12 protein-coding genes and 1 pseudogene are annotated in these 14,983 nt (G+C 52.0%); 9 read left to right on the top strand and 4 right to left on the bottom strand.

All coding sequences use genetic code 11. The features are described from left to right. Positions 1-195 precede the first annotated feature (195 nt). The 4 genes from AC515T_RS14950 (at position 196) to AC515T_RS14935 (ending at position 5,548) form a co-directional block, all read left to right on the top strand. Complete coding sequence (locus tag AC515T_RS14950) at positions 196-1,368, top strand: NHL repeat-containing protein (RefSeq protein WP_496528922.1); 1,173 nt, start codon at positions 196-198, stop codon at positions 1,366-1,368. Between the two features lie 520 nt (positions 1,369-1,888). Next, on the top strand, positions 1,889-2,572 hold the full coding sequence (locus AC515T_RS14945; protein ID WP_496528921.1) for a hypothetical protein: 684 nt from the start codon (positions 1,889-1,891) through the stop codon (positions 2,570-2,572). Beyond that, positions 2,569-4,563 (top strand): hypothetical protein, encoded by a 1,995-nt coding sequence (locus AC515T_RS14940; RefSeq protein ID WP_496528920.1) that lies wholly within the window; start codon positions 2,569-2,571, stop codon positions 4,561-4,563. Before AC515T_RS14945 ends, AC515T_RS14940 begins: the two co-directional genes overlap by 4 nt. A 13-nt stretch (positions 4,564-4,576) precedes the next feature. Beyond that, on the top strand, positions 4,577-5,548 hold the full coding sequence (locus AC515T_RS14935; RefSeq protein WP_496528919.1) for an ATP-binding protein: 972 nt from the start codon (positions 4,577-4,579) through the stop codon (positions 5,546-5,548). A gap of 1,574 nt (positions 5,549-7,122) precedes the next feature. Here the strand turns inward: AC515T_RS14935 and AC515T_RS14930 are convergent. Next, on the bottom strand, positions 7,123-7,590 hold the full coding sequence (locus AC515T_RS14930; RefSeq protein ID WP_496528918.1) for a helix-turn-helix domain-containing protein: 468 nt from the start codon (positions 7,588-7,590) through the stop codon (positions 7,123-7,125). Positions 7,591-7,811: 221 nt separating this feature from the next. Between AC515T_RS14930 and AC515T_RS14925 the strand changes: the two genes are divergently transcribed. From AC515T_RS14925 to AC515T_RS14915, 3 genes are all read left to right on the top strand, one after another. After that, a complete protein-coding gene (locus AC515T_RS14925) occupies positions 7,812-8,543 on the top strand; it encodes a metallophosphoesterase family protein (protein ID WP_496528917.1) in 732 nt (243 codons plus the stop codon). Positions 8,544-8,720: 177 nt separating this feature from the next. Then, complete coding sequence (locus tag AC515T_RS14920; protein ID WP_496528916.1) at positions 8,721-8,852, top strand: hypothetical protein; 132 nt, start codon at positions 8,721-8,723, stop codon at positions 8,850-8,852. Positions 8,853-9,042: 190 nt separating this feature from the next. Beyond that, on the top strand, positions 9,043-9,540 hold the full coding sequence (locus AC515T_RS14915) for a hypothetical protein (RefSeq protein ID WP_496528915.1): 498 nt from the start codon (positions 9,043-9,045) through the stop codon (positions 9,538-9,540). 458 nt (positions 9,541-9,998) lie between these two features. Here the strand turns inward: AC515T_RS14915 and AC515T_RS14910 are convergent, their stop codons facing one another. Continuing rightward, positions 9,999-11,054, bottom strand: a complete 1,056-nt coding sequence (locus AC515T_RS14910; protein ID WP_496528914.1) for a hypothetical protein — start codon at positions 11,052-11,054, stop codon at positions 9,999-10,001. Between the two features lie 281 nt (positions 11,055-11,335). Continuing rightward, positions 11,336-11,607, bottom strand: a pseudogene (locus tag AC515T_RS14905) (aldehyde dehydrogenase family protein); the annotation flags it as partial. Between the two features lie 75 nt (positions 11,608-11,682). On the opposite strand from AC515T_RS14905, the gene AC515T_RS14900 reads away from it, so the two are divergent. Beyond that, positions 11,683-11,886, top strand: coding sequence for a hypothetical protein (locus AC515T_RS14900; protein ID WP_496533207.1), 204 nt, complete (start codon positions 11,683-11,685; stop codon positions 11,884-11,886). A gap of 59 nt (positions 11,887-11,945) precedes the next feature. On the opposite strand, the gene AC515T_RS14895 is transcribed toward AC515T_RS14900, so the two are convergent. After that, a complete protein-coding gene (locus AC515T_RS14895; protein ID WP_496528913.1) occupies positions 11,946-12,749 on the bottom strand; it encodes a hypothetical protein in 804 nt (267 codons plus the stop codon). Positions 12,750-13,202: 453 nt separating this feature from the next. On the opposite strand from AC515T_RS14895, the gene AC515T_RS14890 reads away from it, so the two are divergent. Further along, on the top strand, positions 13,203-14,924 hold the full coding sequence (locus tag AC515T_RS14890) for an LOTUS domain-containing protein (protein WP_496528912.1): 1,722 nt from the start codon (positions 13,203-13,205) through the stop codon (positions 14,922-14,924). Positions 14,925-14,983 lie beyond the last annotated feature (59 nt).

Raw genomic sequence — 14,983 nt, 5'->3', positions numbered from 1 at the left:
ATCCTACAACGGTTTCCAATACTTCATACGAGGCGATTTATTACAGGATCTGACAGGGGCGATTGATGTGAACGCTGCCAATCGCATCTGTACATCAAAACGCCCCAACCATTGGTCGCTACTGTCAAAGTTGACAGTAGCGATGCAGAAGCCGCCTCTTTTTAATCAAGCTCCATCAGATAAGGAGAAACAGACATGGCTACTCAAAGTAAGGCATCGGCTGGTGAGTTGGACCCGAGCTTTGGCGAAGGAGGGAAAGTGATAGGCCCCATTCAAGGGGTATCAGCATTACTCGATAATGGAAAAATACTTACGGCAGGAAGGCGGGATGATCGTCCTGGCCTCCTGCTAATCCAACATCTTGATGATGGCAACGTAGATGTATCTTTTGGCGAAGAAGGAAGAAAAACCATCACTTTGAACGGCTCGGTCGTAAAAGTCACCGCCGTGAAGTCCCAACCCGGTGGCCGTGCATTGATATTTGGCATTGTTAAAGTGGGAGCCTTAACCATGCTCTATGTCGCTAGTATCTTGCCTGGGGGCGAATTGGACCGCGATTTCGGCGAAGGGGGATGCGCCTATGTGAGATCTCCGACTCCGGGTCAGTCCTACTCCTCCAGTGCGCTGGCTATCCAGCCCGACGAAAAAATTATCCTCGTCGCACAAACCGAGCCACCGAGCCTACCTGCTGCAGAGCTCTTTCGCCTTGACCGCACGGGCAACCCGGATCTGAGTTTTGGTGAAGCCGGTATGGTGTCTGTAGTGGGAGGGTATCAATTTCCGTCAGTCATTGTACTCCCCGACAGCCGGCTGGTGCTCGGAGGAAGATGGAGTGGTGCCTTGTTTGCAGCTTTTCTGAGCGATGGACGACGCGACCTCGACTTTGGCAAGAGCGGCGTGGTCCGCATAGAAGTCGGTTCGAATAACCTATCGGAGATTACCGCAATAGAACTACAGGCGGATGGGAAAATCATGGGCATTGGCGGGGCTAGTATCGAATCACACTGGCGGATAATTGCAACAAGAATTAATTCCGACGGAACCATGGACGATACTTTTAACGAAGGAGAACCCGCTGTCATTGAGTTTCCCGGTTACGACACTCAAGGCAGTGGCATCGCCATACAACCCGACCATAAAATCCTGGCAACAGCGCCTGCGTCGGGGGCTGGCGGCGTCGGTTTCGGATTGACACGATTGCTTCCCAACGGAGCATTTGATACTGAGTTCGGCACACAAGGCAGGGTCATAACGAACATGCGAGGAATGGATATGGCTAGGAGGGTTGCCATACAACCTGACGGAAAGATTGTGGTATCCGGTTGGGTTTGGGGAAATGAACAAGGGATAGTGCGTTATATTGCATAGGCATAAAGATCCAATTGCGGAGATCAAGCGGGTGCTCAATTCCCTGCAGTGCGGAGATCTGCCTGAAAGGCCTCGCAGGTTGTGTCCTGTAGAACGTCGCTACCGAAATCATGCGGCGGGTTCTACGAGAACGGCCAAGAGGGCTTTCTCACGGAATAGTCCGCCGAAGTAAACCTGACCCTCATAGCCCTCCAACAACCCCCCCCATAAATCAGCAGTTTGGTAAAAGCCAGCCACTCGCGCGTGCACATAAGCCACTAGGGTTGTTTCCGCTCGCCAGCAATAAAAGTGAACCGTTGGACGCACTGAAAAGTAAAAGTGACCCCATGGCCGCAGCTTTGTTAACCCTTCAGTCCACGGTTTCTAGATATTCACACCACCGACAGTCGTAAACCCCCGGTTTTCATCGCCGATTGAAATTTCAACCCTCAACTATGTTGCGAATAGTTCCTATGCCCGTAGTGCTGCAAAGCTAAGCTTTCGGAAGCAATTCACATCCCTTCGTGACACGGTAACTAGCATGGCGAGCCCGAGAACCCACCTACGACGGCAGCTCACAGCCTCACGAAAGGCGACGGGCAATAACTACAGTATTTGGCTTTTTTATAGCCACAAGGTGCAGGAGGATATTGCACTGGTTGGTGATTGTGAGGTTTTGCACTGGGTTACAAATCTGGAACCCAATCCAAAGGTGGCTAGCTTCACGCTTGGCGTAGAGGTCGAGGTTTCGGCAGAGGAACCAGTGGCAGACGATAAATTCGAAGTCATAAAATGCACTAAAGTCTTTTGCGTGGATGGCGCTGTAGAGCTGCACAGGATTTTCAAAAGCGACGATGTGAAGGATGAGGTTCGCCGCGTCTCCGTCTGGTTCAAGGAGGTCGGCAGCTCCGTTTCAACAGGTACGCTTGTAGACCTGCCAAGCACAAACTTCTATTTGGCGAGTAAGCACCTCGGCTTTTGGGTAAAAGTCAATGCGTTTGCCTCGCAGGTACGCAGCTACAATCTTAAACACGAGATGGAGTTAATCCACTCGACGATGACAGTGCAAAAGGGCGGGGATGTACGCACCCTCTTAGCCAGTACCCCGATTCAAGATACTGCGCTCGCGCTTGGTGCGATGTGCCAAATGATCTTATCGGGCACCATTAAAGTGGAAGCAAGCGTCGATGGATTTGGTAACAATACCCGGTGGTCTTTACCATGACAGCACGAAACAGTCGTGCGACCACGGTACGGGTTCTTGAGTCAACGATGCCATGGGAGCCTGTTTGTACTGATTTGTTTTCTGAGGATGCACTGAGCACGTACAATCGTAGGGTTTCTGCCTTGGAAGTGTATATGGCAGGTGCTTCACTTTCAGTGATAAAGCTACAAACCAAGATTGGCGGCAACTATCTAAGAAAGCTCATCGCAAAATGTCTTCTCGTTGATGCGCGTGGCGTCGTATACGGATATACGGCGTTGATACCAAATATTCGAATAAAAATCTATAAAAGAACGGCCCCCGTTAAACCACGAATAGGTGGGAGTGGCCTTTCCGGAGTGCTTGGTCTCCTATTTCAACAATACCCCGATCTAGAAGACTATCTACGTGCATTGATCTTGAAGCGCACGAAGCCTCAGCCTGGTACTGGGAATGTGGTCATACAAGAGGCTGCAATCAAGCCAAAAGCGGTTCATCATAGCTTCATAAAGTTTCTAGAGAAAAAATCCCACCCCAACGATGCCTGGCCCTACACAACCCAAAGCTACGGCGTTAAAACCATCTCAGAATTCACTCGCAGAGTTCGCGCTGAAAATTTTGATCGTGCCGTTCATATCATAGGTGACGTGTCTGCAGTTGCGCATTTGGCAGTAGGGAGGGGTAAGTCCACATTGGCGAACCTCAAAAACTTGTATGACTCTATAGTGATTGATAGTCATACGATCGATTCCGAGTTTGTAATCGAATTCGAAAATTCGTCAGGCCTGGTAAGCTCAGTGGAACTTAAGCGCCTCCACGTGATTGTGGCTTTGGAGCCATCTTCGTACGCAGTATTGTGGTTTCATGTGGTGTACGGGCTGGACGCAGATGCAGAAGATGTCATCTCATTGTTGCGGGAGATGCTAAGTCGAAATTTGCCAAAGCCTGATGTACTTATTCCAGATCTAGAGCTCAAGCCCGGTGCAGGCTTCCCCACAGAGATTCATCCTGAAATTGCCTGCGCAATACCATCAGTTTTGCGGCTGGATAACGCACTGGCACATTTGTCCACAAAAGTCAGTTGCGAGCTCCGGAAGGAGCTAGGTTGGGCTGTGGAATACGGCCCGCCTAGACATTTTGAAAGACGCCCTGGGATTGAAAGGTATTTTTTAGATTTTGAGCACGAATTGTTTCAACGTTTGGTAAGCACAGTGGGGTCTCGACCTGGAGGAAACACAGGAAACAGCGCAGATAAAGCAGCAGTGAAGTATAATATTAAAAGCTCTTATTTAGAGCAGCTCTGCTACACTGTTTTTGCCAATCATAATGTAGAGGCAACTGAAGGGAAAGGATTCTTAAGCCCGCTGGAAGTTATTGGGCAGCGACTACGCCAGGGGAATAATCATTTCATACCTAGATTTCTACCTGCTGACAAAATGAATACGATCGCCTTGGCGCTGAGATCCGAAAGGCGCACAGTACGAGGCAGTATTGAAAAGGGCATCAGGCCCTATGTGAATTTTGAGCGGGCCCGCTATTCCAATGACGCTCTCAGAAAGGAAAGTAGTCTCATCAATCAAGTAATAATTCTCAAAGTCAATGAAAGTGACGTGCGGACGATTTATGGGTATCGCTTGGATGGGCGCTCTCTAGGAGCTCTCAAAGTTGAAGGTCATTGGCAAGATGTTAAACATTCTAGGAAAACCCGCAAAGCAGTTAATAGCGGCAAACGCAAAAAAACTGTAAGTAATGTTGAGGGCCAAAGCCCTGTGGTGGTTTTTCATAACCATCTAGCAGCGGAGCTAGAGAACAGCGTTCAAACCAAACCGAAGTCGAAAAAACTTGCGTCGCAACTGGATCGTTTGAGGCATGAGATGGAATGGAGCACGAACAGTGAAAACGGTGGGGGGACAACCTCCACGACAGATGTTCCTGCTCGCCCTGCTCCTGAGCGGGAATGGGTGTTGCCTGAGGATAGTGTAGACATTGATGCATTAATCAAGAAGATTTAACGAGGAACGGTCGATGGAAGTTTATGAGCCGACAGATTTGGCGATGCAGCTTAAGTACTTTCCCAGCCACCCTCTTATTATAAAAGATTATACGATTGTCACGTCCAGTATACCCCCAGTTCTAAATATTGTCGTAGAAAGCGTCATGCTGCATAAGAGGAGTATCTGTTTCCGGGCTCATCCCCAAATGGGAAAATCCACAGCCTGCCGGCTTTCACGTGCGGCCATTGACGAAGGGCAGAGCTTCAAAGATCGTTTTTGCTTAATGATCACTGCGGATCCACGCCGCCATGAACATATAATCCGCACGATTGTGAGGAATTTGAATCTTGCAATCCCGAATCAGCCAAAACTCGAAAACCTGCGCAGAGATGCTCTGGCGGCAATCGAGAACAAGCTCAGGTCGGTGAGTGGCAGGCATTTCGTTCTGTTGATCGACGAAATGCAGGCATTGCTGATTCCGGAATATGAACACCTCCAGTTCTTGCAGAACGAACTCGCCTTGCAGGGGATCGGTATGACTGTGATCGGATTCGCCCAGACACAAGTGAATGACTCAATTACCTTGCTGAGGGAGCAAGGGCGACCCGAACTACTTGTTCGTTTTCTGAATGAAGTATACGACCTGCCGCACTGCACGAATGTTGGATGGCTTACGGAAACCCTCACATTTTTTGACGAGAAGATGACCTACCCTCCGAATAGTAAATGCACATATACGGAGTTCTTTCTACCACTAGCCTTCGCAGGCGGTTTCAGGTTGGCTGATAGCGCAAAGCTAATTTTTTTACAAATGGAGCAAGCTATTCGCGAGGCAAGCTTGAAGCTTTTTCCGACTGCTCATGTGCTAGAAGTATGCAGGCTGATCTTAATTCGCGCAAAAAAACTAGATCACGCTGGGTTTGAACTTCCACAAGATGTCGTTAAAGCAGCCGTAGCGGAAGCAAATTTGGCAAACTACACAACTAATCTGACTAGAAAATAATTATCCAGGTGGCAATATGCTCATTTACCCTGCCATGATTGCGTCATATCCTTCCTCATGGCAGGTCTACTTAGATATTCTGAGGTGTAATTGCCTCGCAGACTATCATGCTCTACAGGCTTTCGTATTGGGCAACCCAAGCCAGGAGACATGGTGGAACTGCTCAGGCTCATTGCATTACTTGAGCGCGGAGCTGGGAGTGTCACCTGTAGAGCTGAAACTGTCATTCGTCGATGGTTGGTTTCCCCCCCCCAAACCATATGAGCATGATTTAACAAGTCAGAGGGAGCGAGTTCAGATCCGACATTGCCCTCAATGCATAAAGCACGGTTACCATTCTGTAGTATTTTACTTTGGCGTTGTCACCCACTGCCCCTGGCATGGAGATACTCTAGAGCGGTGTGAGCAGTGCTCAATGATTCTTGATCAGCAGTGGGGTATACAAAAGGGAATTTATAATGCTGAAAATCTCTGTGAACACATTCCAATTATCTTAAGGGTTGCAAAAAACGACCCGTTGCCTGCAGATCTAGCTGACGTTATACGGACTTGGTGCAATACGTTTTTTACGTGGGTTCAACGAGGTCACGAACTGTTAGGCGAGACAGCTTATGATGTAATCGCTGTAAATCATGCCTGTGCGTTGCAAGATGTCCACGTAGCGCTTGGGTACCTAGTCGAACGACTGGGCGTTCCAGGCTTCACTACGAGGCATTCTGAGTCGACTGTTGTCTTCAGAAATACTTCCCTTTAAACCTTGCGCTCGCAGGAATTCCCAGCTTATGCATGTTGCAATAATGAGTTGATGTCAGCAGGCAGTCGGGTGATATCTAGTACTCAAATGCGAGCGGTTATCCGGGCGTTGCGCAGGTACCTTTTTCGCGTATATGTGAAGCCTCATCGATCCTGTCTCAAAAAGCTCAAAGAACTCGGCAAAGCAGAGTGGGTAAGAATGGATGCAAGAGCGATATGCCCTGGCGTCCTTGCTTATGCTTTGGTTTGTGCAAAGTATTGGCAGGTTTCTCCTTATTATTTTTTTCGAGGCACTTGCTCTTATGATTGCACAGCCGGATTTAAGCAAAGAACCATCAATTTGAATGATGGAGGTATTGGGGCAAGCTTTGAGTTGGACGCTGTCAGCGTATTGTGTTCCTTTTATGAGGTGCTCGATGGTTTAGCTAACTACGAAAAAACCGGCGCAGAATGCATTATGTTCAGCTCTCAATTCTTTTGTTCCAAGCGGACATGCAGATACTCGGGCATCTTCGAAATCGGTCGCAATCGCGGCCTCCCTGCGCGTGAGGGCGCCTACTTATTTATGAAAAATCCAGAAATCCTAGCCAGCCTTTGTAGCAAGAGCCAGAGCCCGTACCGACTGGTCATCGATAGCGATGAAGTAGGGCTTCGAAGGCTCGATAGACACACGATCTACTGTGCCATTTACAACTTTTCAAAGGGCGCCTCAGGCTCGTGCGATTTTTACATCTGACCATTGCAGATGAATAAACTCGCCAGCAGTTTGCTTCCGTTGTGTGTTTCGAAACCATTTAGTCACCCTGACTCTCACTCGCGTGTCAGGTGGCCTGCAAGCCGAGTTTCTTTAAATGGTTACTAACAGTTTGACGGCTGATCCCTAGCTGCCTTGCAACCTCTGCCTGGCTTAAACCTTGAGCCGCAAGACCCTTTATTTGCGCGCGCAACTCTTCAGCAGCAGCGGTTACAGGATGAATAGCCTTTGACGGTAGCGGAGGGATCTCACACTGGAGCAATCCTGTGGCTTTCAGGTCGCTCTCAAGGTGCTCCAAAATCTGCTGCGGCGTCACCCCGCGTTCCGCAGCGTAGGCCAGTACCAAAAGGCTGAGCGGATCAACGTCAAGGGCTTCAGCAATTTGCTGACTGACGTCAAGGGTAACTGAGCGCGTACCTGCTTCCAGTCGGCTGAGGTAGGAAGGATCGGCCGCACGAGCCAGTTCTTGCTTCGAGGATTCGCGATGGTTGCGTAGATACTGCAAAGCAGAAGCGTAGGCAGAGCGAAGCGACATGAGCGTTACCGTTCAAACGCAACGATATGCTGAATTTGCCTTGTCATACGCAAGTGTCTATAGTCACGCGACTTTGCATTGGGGTAGGCTGGTCGACAGCGGGCCCTTATTGCTAGCGGATTTTGCCAATTTATGCATAAACCGAATTTAGCTCCGGACAGCCCTGAACCGGTCTCAACCCAGTCTGCGCATCTTACCAGCAAGGCCAAAACCACCAGCCCATGAAAGTCCTCATCTACTCAGATCTGCATCGCGAATTCGACCGCTTCATCCCACAAGATGTGTCGGCGGATGTGGTGGTGCTCGCCGGCGACATCGATCTGCAAGCGCGGGGTGTTTTGTGGGCAAACGAGACCTTTAAAGCTCCAGTCGTGTACTGCGCTGGGAATCATGAGTGCTACAAAGGGCACCTCGACCGAACAATCGAGAAAATGCGTGCGGCGGCGGCCCCCCACGTCCATGTGATGGAGAACGAGGTTTTGACCTTGGGAAACGTGAGATTCCTGGTGGGTACCGCATGGACGGATTTTTCTTCGACGGGCGATACGGTCGCCGCATCCATGACCTGCGGCCGGGTGATGAACGATTTCAAAATGATCAGAGCCGACTCGAATTATCGGCGCCTGCGGCCGGCCGACCTTATTGCCAAGAACCACGCGACACGGGAGTTTCTTTGCCTAGAGTTGAGTCGGCCATTCGCGGGGAAAACATTCGTTGTCACTCACCACGCCCCATTGGCTGAGGTGGCGGGCGATGAGCACGATGGGCATGTCAGCGCCGCATACTACAACACATGGCACTCTCTGGTGGAGCAGGCCGACTTCTGGGCGTTCGGTCATACCCATTACTCGATCGACACCGTATTGGGCGGGTGCCGACTGGTGTCGAACCAACGAGGCTATCCAGGTGAAGTCTGCGGATTTGACCCAGGCAAAATCATTGAAATTGTATGAGGTATGGAGAACAGCGTGAGTGCCTGTGAATTGATCGAACTCCCAACGAGAGTTGTACGGGCGAGCGCCATAGGTTGGGGCGTGACCGTCGATGGTTATTTAGTAGACGCAGCGCGGGTGGGGGATCGCTACGCAGCCACTGTCTATGGAGACCAGTCAGGAACGATTAGCGATGGCATGACCGTCGTCACTCCACCGGTTCGCGCTATCGAGCAGCGCAGCGGCTTCACGCTGGTGCGTAGCCGGAGTGGTGATGATCATTATGTCATCGTCACCGAGCTCCCGGAACGTGATGCTGGAGACGCTTGAAGCCACTGTGCTGCAGCACCAGCGCGGGGCAGGGGGCGAGATCCACGAGGCTGGTTGACTAGTTGTATCAGTATCTGAACTTTGGTGATTGGCATTCTATGTCATGCACGAGGGGCGCACTTACCTGCCTCGAAACTTTTATATGGCCAACTTTCAGCAGATAACGTTCCACAAATATTTAAGGAAAGGTATGTCGGAACTCAAAAAAATTACAGTTGTTGTCAAGAATTTCAATCTGCAAGCGAGTGGAGATCTTGACGCGCTTTTTACAATGGTGCGATGCGAAGATGAGGAAGGAAATACTCACCACTTCAAAGAGGTCGTGATGTTGAACTACCTCAAGAGACACGGCGCGATGATGACTGATACCCCCCGAACTTGGTTCTTCAAGCATCTAGGGAAAAAATCAATCGTGCTGGTTGCATTTGAAAAGGGCAATGGGAAGGTTGAGTACGACCTTGATCATATGCGACTCGTTGCCAGATCGACCTTTCTGAGGGGCATTCTGTACGGGCTGGCGGCTGTTCCAGTAGGTGTGATTGTTGGCACAGCCACATATGGATTCGGCTTGCTGCTCGTTCCTGTGGGCCTTTTTTACAGCTACAGGAACATTTTCAAAATACCGAAAATGTTGCGCCGTAAGACTTTGGTCAGTGATTTAGCATCTCATGGTGTTGTCGTGCAGTGATGACGAGTGCGTCCCTCAGGATTTGGTAGTCCCAAGAGCCGGCGTCGCACCAGGCTCCGCGAAACTAAGAACCTTTGGTGTTCATGTAATCTCGACATGCCATTTAGTTGTCTCGAAAAGACTTCGGCTTTGACGAAGCATGGCTTCGTGCTTTGACAATACGATCTTCGGCCAAACCCGCCCTAATCGGAACGTGGCCGATACTGTTTGCCCCAGGCCGCGCTTGGATACCAGACCCAAGCGATGACCTGCTTCCCGTCCGGACGTGATTTATACCGAGCGGGCGGGCAGATCACTTCGTCACTGATCTTCTGTTAGGTAGGCTTTAGGTGGTGAACTCGATGGCCCTCTCGTTGCCCGAGTTCACCGCCTTTTTTCTTGCAGAAACTAGTCTTCGTATCGACGGGATTGCAGGCCACGCAGAGAGCCATCGAGGATGAACACTATCTGGTGCCCCTTCAGTCGTTGATGAACTCTTCAAATTTCCGGTGGAGTGTGTGCCCGGGATATTTGGAGATGCGCTCACTTCCCACCAGGTATGACGCGATGGTCTTTGGCTTTCGTCCCGGCTCGCGAGCGGCCAAAGCAGATACGGCACCAATCAACATCCCCGTGCAAATCCTCCAAGGCTCGTAGGGGTCACCGGAGCCGAAGGTTGGCAGGGCAATCATCGTGGCTGCCACTGGGATTCCGACTGAGAAGATGCTGCAGATATCATCGGTGCGAAAAAATCCAATCGAATCCCTATAGTCAGCTTTAGCGCGCTCAAAGCGTTTAACGAAATCACCGACGATGTACTGAGCATGGCTTTTGCTGTTGCACGTTGAGATTTCAGCTTTCAACAGCTTCAATTCGTTCTGAAACTGCGTCCTGACCTCGACGTGCTCCTCGCGAAACCTCAAAAGCTTGTCGATGTTCACGTGCGCCAGGCTGCGCGGCAGAAGGTCGTTGATGGCCATATTTGCGAGGTAAGCATTGGCGTCATCATCGTAGACGGCCTCGGTGAAACACCCTTCGTTGGCGAAGTAGGTACCGACTGCCCAGCAGTCCGACGAGTCCGTTGTAAGCTGCAGTGAACGTCGTTCCGCCACTGACGTTGCAAGGTAGAACATGTAACCGCCCGCTAAGTCTTCTGGCACCTCTAGAAAGCCATCTGCGCTCAGACGCTGGGTCAGACTTTCAAACAATGGCAAGAGCTTGGCTTCGATCTTATCCGGATTTATCCGCGTGAATGATTCGGACGAGCATCCTGCAGGCCATACCAGTGGACTCGTCGTGCGCGCTCGGAGGTGATAGAAATCCAGAAAGCGATGGGCTGCTCTGTGCTTCTCGATCGGTTCTAGCGTCAGATCAACTACCGCTCCTGCTTGCACCGCCTCCCGAACCTCCGCGTCATCTTGTGGCACATATCCTGTAGGTACTATCCGATGGATACCATCCCAAACCAGCAGCGACCGTTTAAGTGCCTCCGTATCCTGAAATTCAATTGATGGGTAGTGCAGGGCGCGTGTCATAGGACGTCCTTGTACGTTCTCAGAAAATGGTCTTTGGGCTACCGCCAAATGATAGATCACCCCATCAGAGAAGCACGTTGGCACATCCATGAGCTGCAGCAATAATCGAAGTAGGCACTAGCTCAGGAAACCGGGTCGATGTCACGGGTTTGCGTCTGGAACCTGCCAGAGTGGGGGTGGCAGTCTCGGCGCGACATGACCCGTATACGCACATCCAAGTCAGACATCCAGCACTGGCACCGGCGCAGTGCTGAATGACTCAGTCTCTACAGCCAAAAACCTCAGATGCTCAAGCAGAGGTATTTGATTTCCAGATAGTCCTCAATCCCATACTTGGAACCCTCACGGCCCAATCCCGAAGCCTTGATTCCCCCGAAAGGCGCCACCTCGTTCGAGATCAGCCCCGTGTTGATGCCTACCATGCCGTACTCGGGGCCTCGGCCAGCCGATTGGCGCAAACGCAGGCCTGACCGTTGTTGCGGAATTTGGAGACGATTGCGCCCTCGACTGCCTTGTCTAGGTCGGCGTCATCGAACACGATGAAGGGGGCATTCAGCTCGCACAGGCACTGGTTTGCGCAGTTGCATATGGGCCGACCTGGTCGCTCAGCAAACCAATCGACGGGTGCTTGGCCGGTCTGAACGACGTCCGTCGGCGCGACCTTGCGCAAACGCTGGAATGCTCGGCCATCGGTGACAAGGAAGTGGAAGGTGCATGGCTTACCGACTTCATCATGCAGACGGGCGCCGATGAGGTGATGATCGATTGCAGGATTTATGACCCTGTCGCACGCTGCCGCTCCTTTCAGTACGCTGCGGAAGCGATCTCGTAGTAGCTGGAACCAAAATGTGCAGGGATGCGCGCCCCCTTGTATGCCTCTGAGCCACTTGCTCAGACTAGCCTGTCGCGCCGGTAGGAGCCGGACACTGCGTAGAAGAGGGTGTCAAGCTCTGCACTGGTCGCAAACCGGGCTTCAAATTCCCCTGTTTCACCAGCGAACACGTACTCCGCACACTGGCAATAGTCTTCACCCTCACCGCAGTTGATGCACGTGGGGTTGCAAGCGTTGATCAGGACATCAATCGGGTCGTCGTCATCGATCCCGCTGTGCGCTCCGAAATCCATGTCTTCCATACCGCCTCGGGCGAACTCCGCGACTGCCTCCTCGTCTTCGAAGTGCCAGGCGCATAGTGCTTCCAAGACGGGAAGAAGCACGACTCGGACGTAGTCAAATCGAAATCCGTCCAGAAGGCAAAGGATCCTGCCGTCGTCCTCGACTAAGCATTCGAAGCTGACCTGGCCGTACTGCCGAATTAAGTCCTCATACCGCTTCGGCTCAATGCGTATATGTTTCATGGCGTTGTTTACTGCATCCACCAGCGTCATCTTTCCGCCCTGGATCCGAGCACCAGCAACTGCATATTCAGCGTCAAACACCTGGATCAGAGCTCCCCGGCCCTCCTTTAAACCGAGCACGCGCCGGATAGCGATGATGTAGTCGATAGCGTGTGCGGCGCAGAGATTTGCCCCGATAACCTGATGCAGCTTCAGGCTGCGGCTATCAGAGTGGCTTTTGAGCTCTTCAAAAACGGGGAGGAGGAGTGTGTCCAAGTATTTAAGATAATCGGCGCAGGCGCTCCTGCAGGTCTCTGAAAATTCGTGATCCAGGCTGTCGATCGCGGTGCTTTTGCTCATCGAGTGCTTATGCTCAGCTTCGGGAAATTGTAATCGTGATTGTACACCGGGGCCATAGGGTGGGAGTGGGGGCACGTGTGGCGGTTACCCGTGCCTGGGGAAGGTAGGCATTATCCTGGCGCTCTGCCCATCACTTTGGGGCACACCACTCGCCACATCGGCGCTCCGGCATAGCCCGAATCCACTGTCTGCCGATCCCCACAAAGGGCGTCCGCTTTTGGTCGAAATTTCGACGGTCGAAGCCATCCAACGTACGGGTCAAGTTCATCGCAAGCGCAGATCACCTCGACTGCAAATCGCTATCAAGCCCACGCAATTATGCAGCGCAGTGACTCTGACACCTGCGCCTGCTGGCCTGAGGCGCCTGAAGGCGTGCACAATGGTGGTGAGTTAGCGTCGAAGTTGTCGTGAGGCGCGGCCTGAAACCAGAGAACCATCGAGCAAGGAGTGCCTATGCTGCAAGCCGCGACCGGAAAGCTGTTCACGAACCGTGAAAATCCAAGGACGACGCTCCTGAAGGGAGTCGTCTACACCAACCTTGATCTCGCAGTGGTAGACCAGGTCACCACCAAGGTAGGGACGCTGACCAGCATGGACACCTCGCATACCCCAACAGCGCTCGGGTATGAAATGACGGAGTACATGGAGGCAGCTGAACCCGAGCCGGGCGTTCTCGTCTCGCGAACCATGGGCGCCTACATCGATGACTTTGCAGACGTGGCTTCTTTCAGCCTCCGGGTCATTTGCTCGCCTGATGTCCATATTGCCGAGCGCCTGTTGAATCAACGGCGCCGGCCAGGGCAGCCGCACCCCAGTGAACGCCTTGCGCGTTTTTACGATGCCTCAGTCCGGGCGGATCTTGCCGAGATTGCAGCCTTCAACGAGTTCACCGAACAGTTGATCGGACTGCAGCGCGTGACCTACATGGCGGTCATTCAGTCGATCAGAACCTACGTCGCTGCCGTTCACAGGATGAGCGACGACCTCAACCTTGCGTACACATTGCTGGTCATGTGCATCGAATCCCTGGTTCAGAAATTTGATGGACACGAACCCCAGTGGTCGGACATTCCCGAAGAAAAGAGACGAGGGGTGGAGAAGGCTTTGGAGGGTGTCGATCACGATCCTGCGCGAGCGGTGAGGGGCGCGGTACTGGACGTCATTCATCCTCGCCTAAGTTACCGGTTTGGACAGTTCATCCTGGCTCACCTGCCGGCCGACTACTTCACCGTGCAAGCCGATGCGCAAAAACATCCGATTGGTCGTCGCGATTTGGAAGCCGCGTTGCAAAACCTCTATGGCGTACGCTCCGGCTACGTTCACACGCTTAAGCCTTTGACCAAGGAATTTCTTCATTTCGCCAGTCACCGGGAAACCTGTGAAGACGATGACAAGCTCACCTTTACCTTTCAGGGGCTATTCCGTCTCACGCGCGCGGTGATCATTGAATACGTTCGCAAGGCGGAGAAAGTCGATCATGAGCCGTACCATTACGAGTGGGATAATCCACACCTGCTGAGAATGAAACTTGACCCATCGCTCTGGATCTACAATCCCGAGGCCTTCAACAGCCAGACGCCCAGACACCATCTAGAAGGGCTCGTGCTTCTACTTGATCAATGCTTGGTCGACTTCCCCAATTGCAAGCTCCATCACCCAACGCGCGTCATCGACAAGGGATTCAGCATTCAGTCCCAGATGGCCGAAGCCATGAGAGTGTCGTTTTTGGGGTTCGCCTACCTGTCCGATTTCTTCTTGGGAACAGAGCAGACACACAGGGTGTTTTCCCAAACTGAGGTCGACCTTTTGAACCGGCCAGGCGTTGACTCGTTGATCGCCCAGGCTCTGATGGGAAGTGATACTGGCTGGGCACCTTCCGAGCATAAAAAGCAGCTCGACCAATATTACAAAAAACGCCACATGAAGACCGGTATCAAGGTGTCGCAGAACGTGGAAGCGTGCATGGGGCTCGCGCTGGCCGAGCGATACCGACTGGCTGGCGACTCGCCTGGTGCGTTGGCAGCATTGAGTGCAGCCGCGAAGGACTTTCCGCACCTTAAGCAACTGCGCCATATGGGCGATGAATTCGACCAGGAGAGGCCTATCGACTGGCGCTCAATCATCTACCCAAGATGGGCCGCTCCGAGAGCCACGCTTGAATGCAATGGCTTGTGAAGGGCTTGTAGACGACTGGTCAGTTTGTAGTAAACGTCCAATGTTGCCCGCACGAACCG

It is taken from the genome of Pseudomonas sp. FSO-7, from assembly GCF_059579345.1.
The sequence above is the reverse complement of the archived record's forward strand: the minus strand, read 5'-3'. Positions and strand labels throughout refer to the sequence as shown.

Coding starts and splice junctions, on each gene's coding strand:
- AC515T_RS14950 (WP_496528922.1), top strand. CDS start 196: ATGGCTACTCAAAGTAAGGCATCGGCTGGTGAGTTGGACCCGAGCTTT.
- AC515T_RS14945 (WP_496528921.1), top strand. CDS start 1,889: ATGGCGAGCCCGAGAACCCACCTACGACGGCAGCTCACAGCCTCACGA.
- AC515T_RS14940 (WP_496528920.1), top strand. CDS start 2,569: ATGACAGCACGAAACAGTCGTGCGACCACGGTACGGGTTCTTGAGTCA.
- AC515T_RS14935 (WP_496528919.1), top strand. CDS start 4,577: ATGGAAGTTTATGAGCCGACAGATTTGGCGATGCAGCTTAAGTACTTT.
- AC515T_RS14930 (WP_496528918.1), bottom strand. CDS start 7,590: ATGTCGCTTCGCTCTGCCTACGCTTCTGCTTTGCAGTATCTACGCAAC.
- AC515T_RS14925 (WP_496528917.1), top strand. CDS start 7,812: ATGAAAGTCCTCATCTACTCAGATCTGCATCGCGAATTCGACCGCTTC.
- AC515T_RS14920 (WP_496528916.1), top strand. CDS start 8,721: ATGACCGTCGTCACTCCACCGGTTCGCGCTATCGAGCAGCGCAGCGGC.
- AC515T_RS14915 (WP_496528915.1), top strand. CDS start 9,043: ATGTCGGAACTCAAAAAAATTACAGTTGTTGTCAAGAATTTCAATCTG.
- AC515T_RS14910 (WP_496528914.1), bottom strand. CDS start 11,054: ATGACACGCGCCCTGCACTACCCATCAATTGAATTTCAGGATACGGAG.
- AC515T_RS14895 (WP_496528913.1), bottom strand. CDS start 12,749: ATGAGCAAAAGCACCGCGATCGACAGCCTGGATCACGAATTTTCAGAG.
- AC515T_RS14890 (WP_496528912.1), top strand. CDS start 13,203: ATGCTGCAAGCCGCGACCGGAAAGCTGTTCACGAACCGTGAAAATCCA.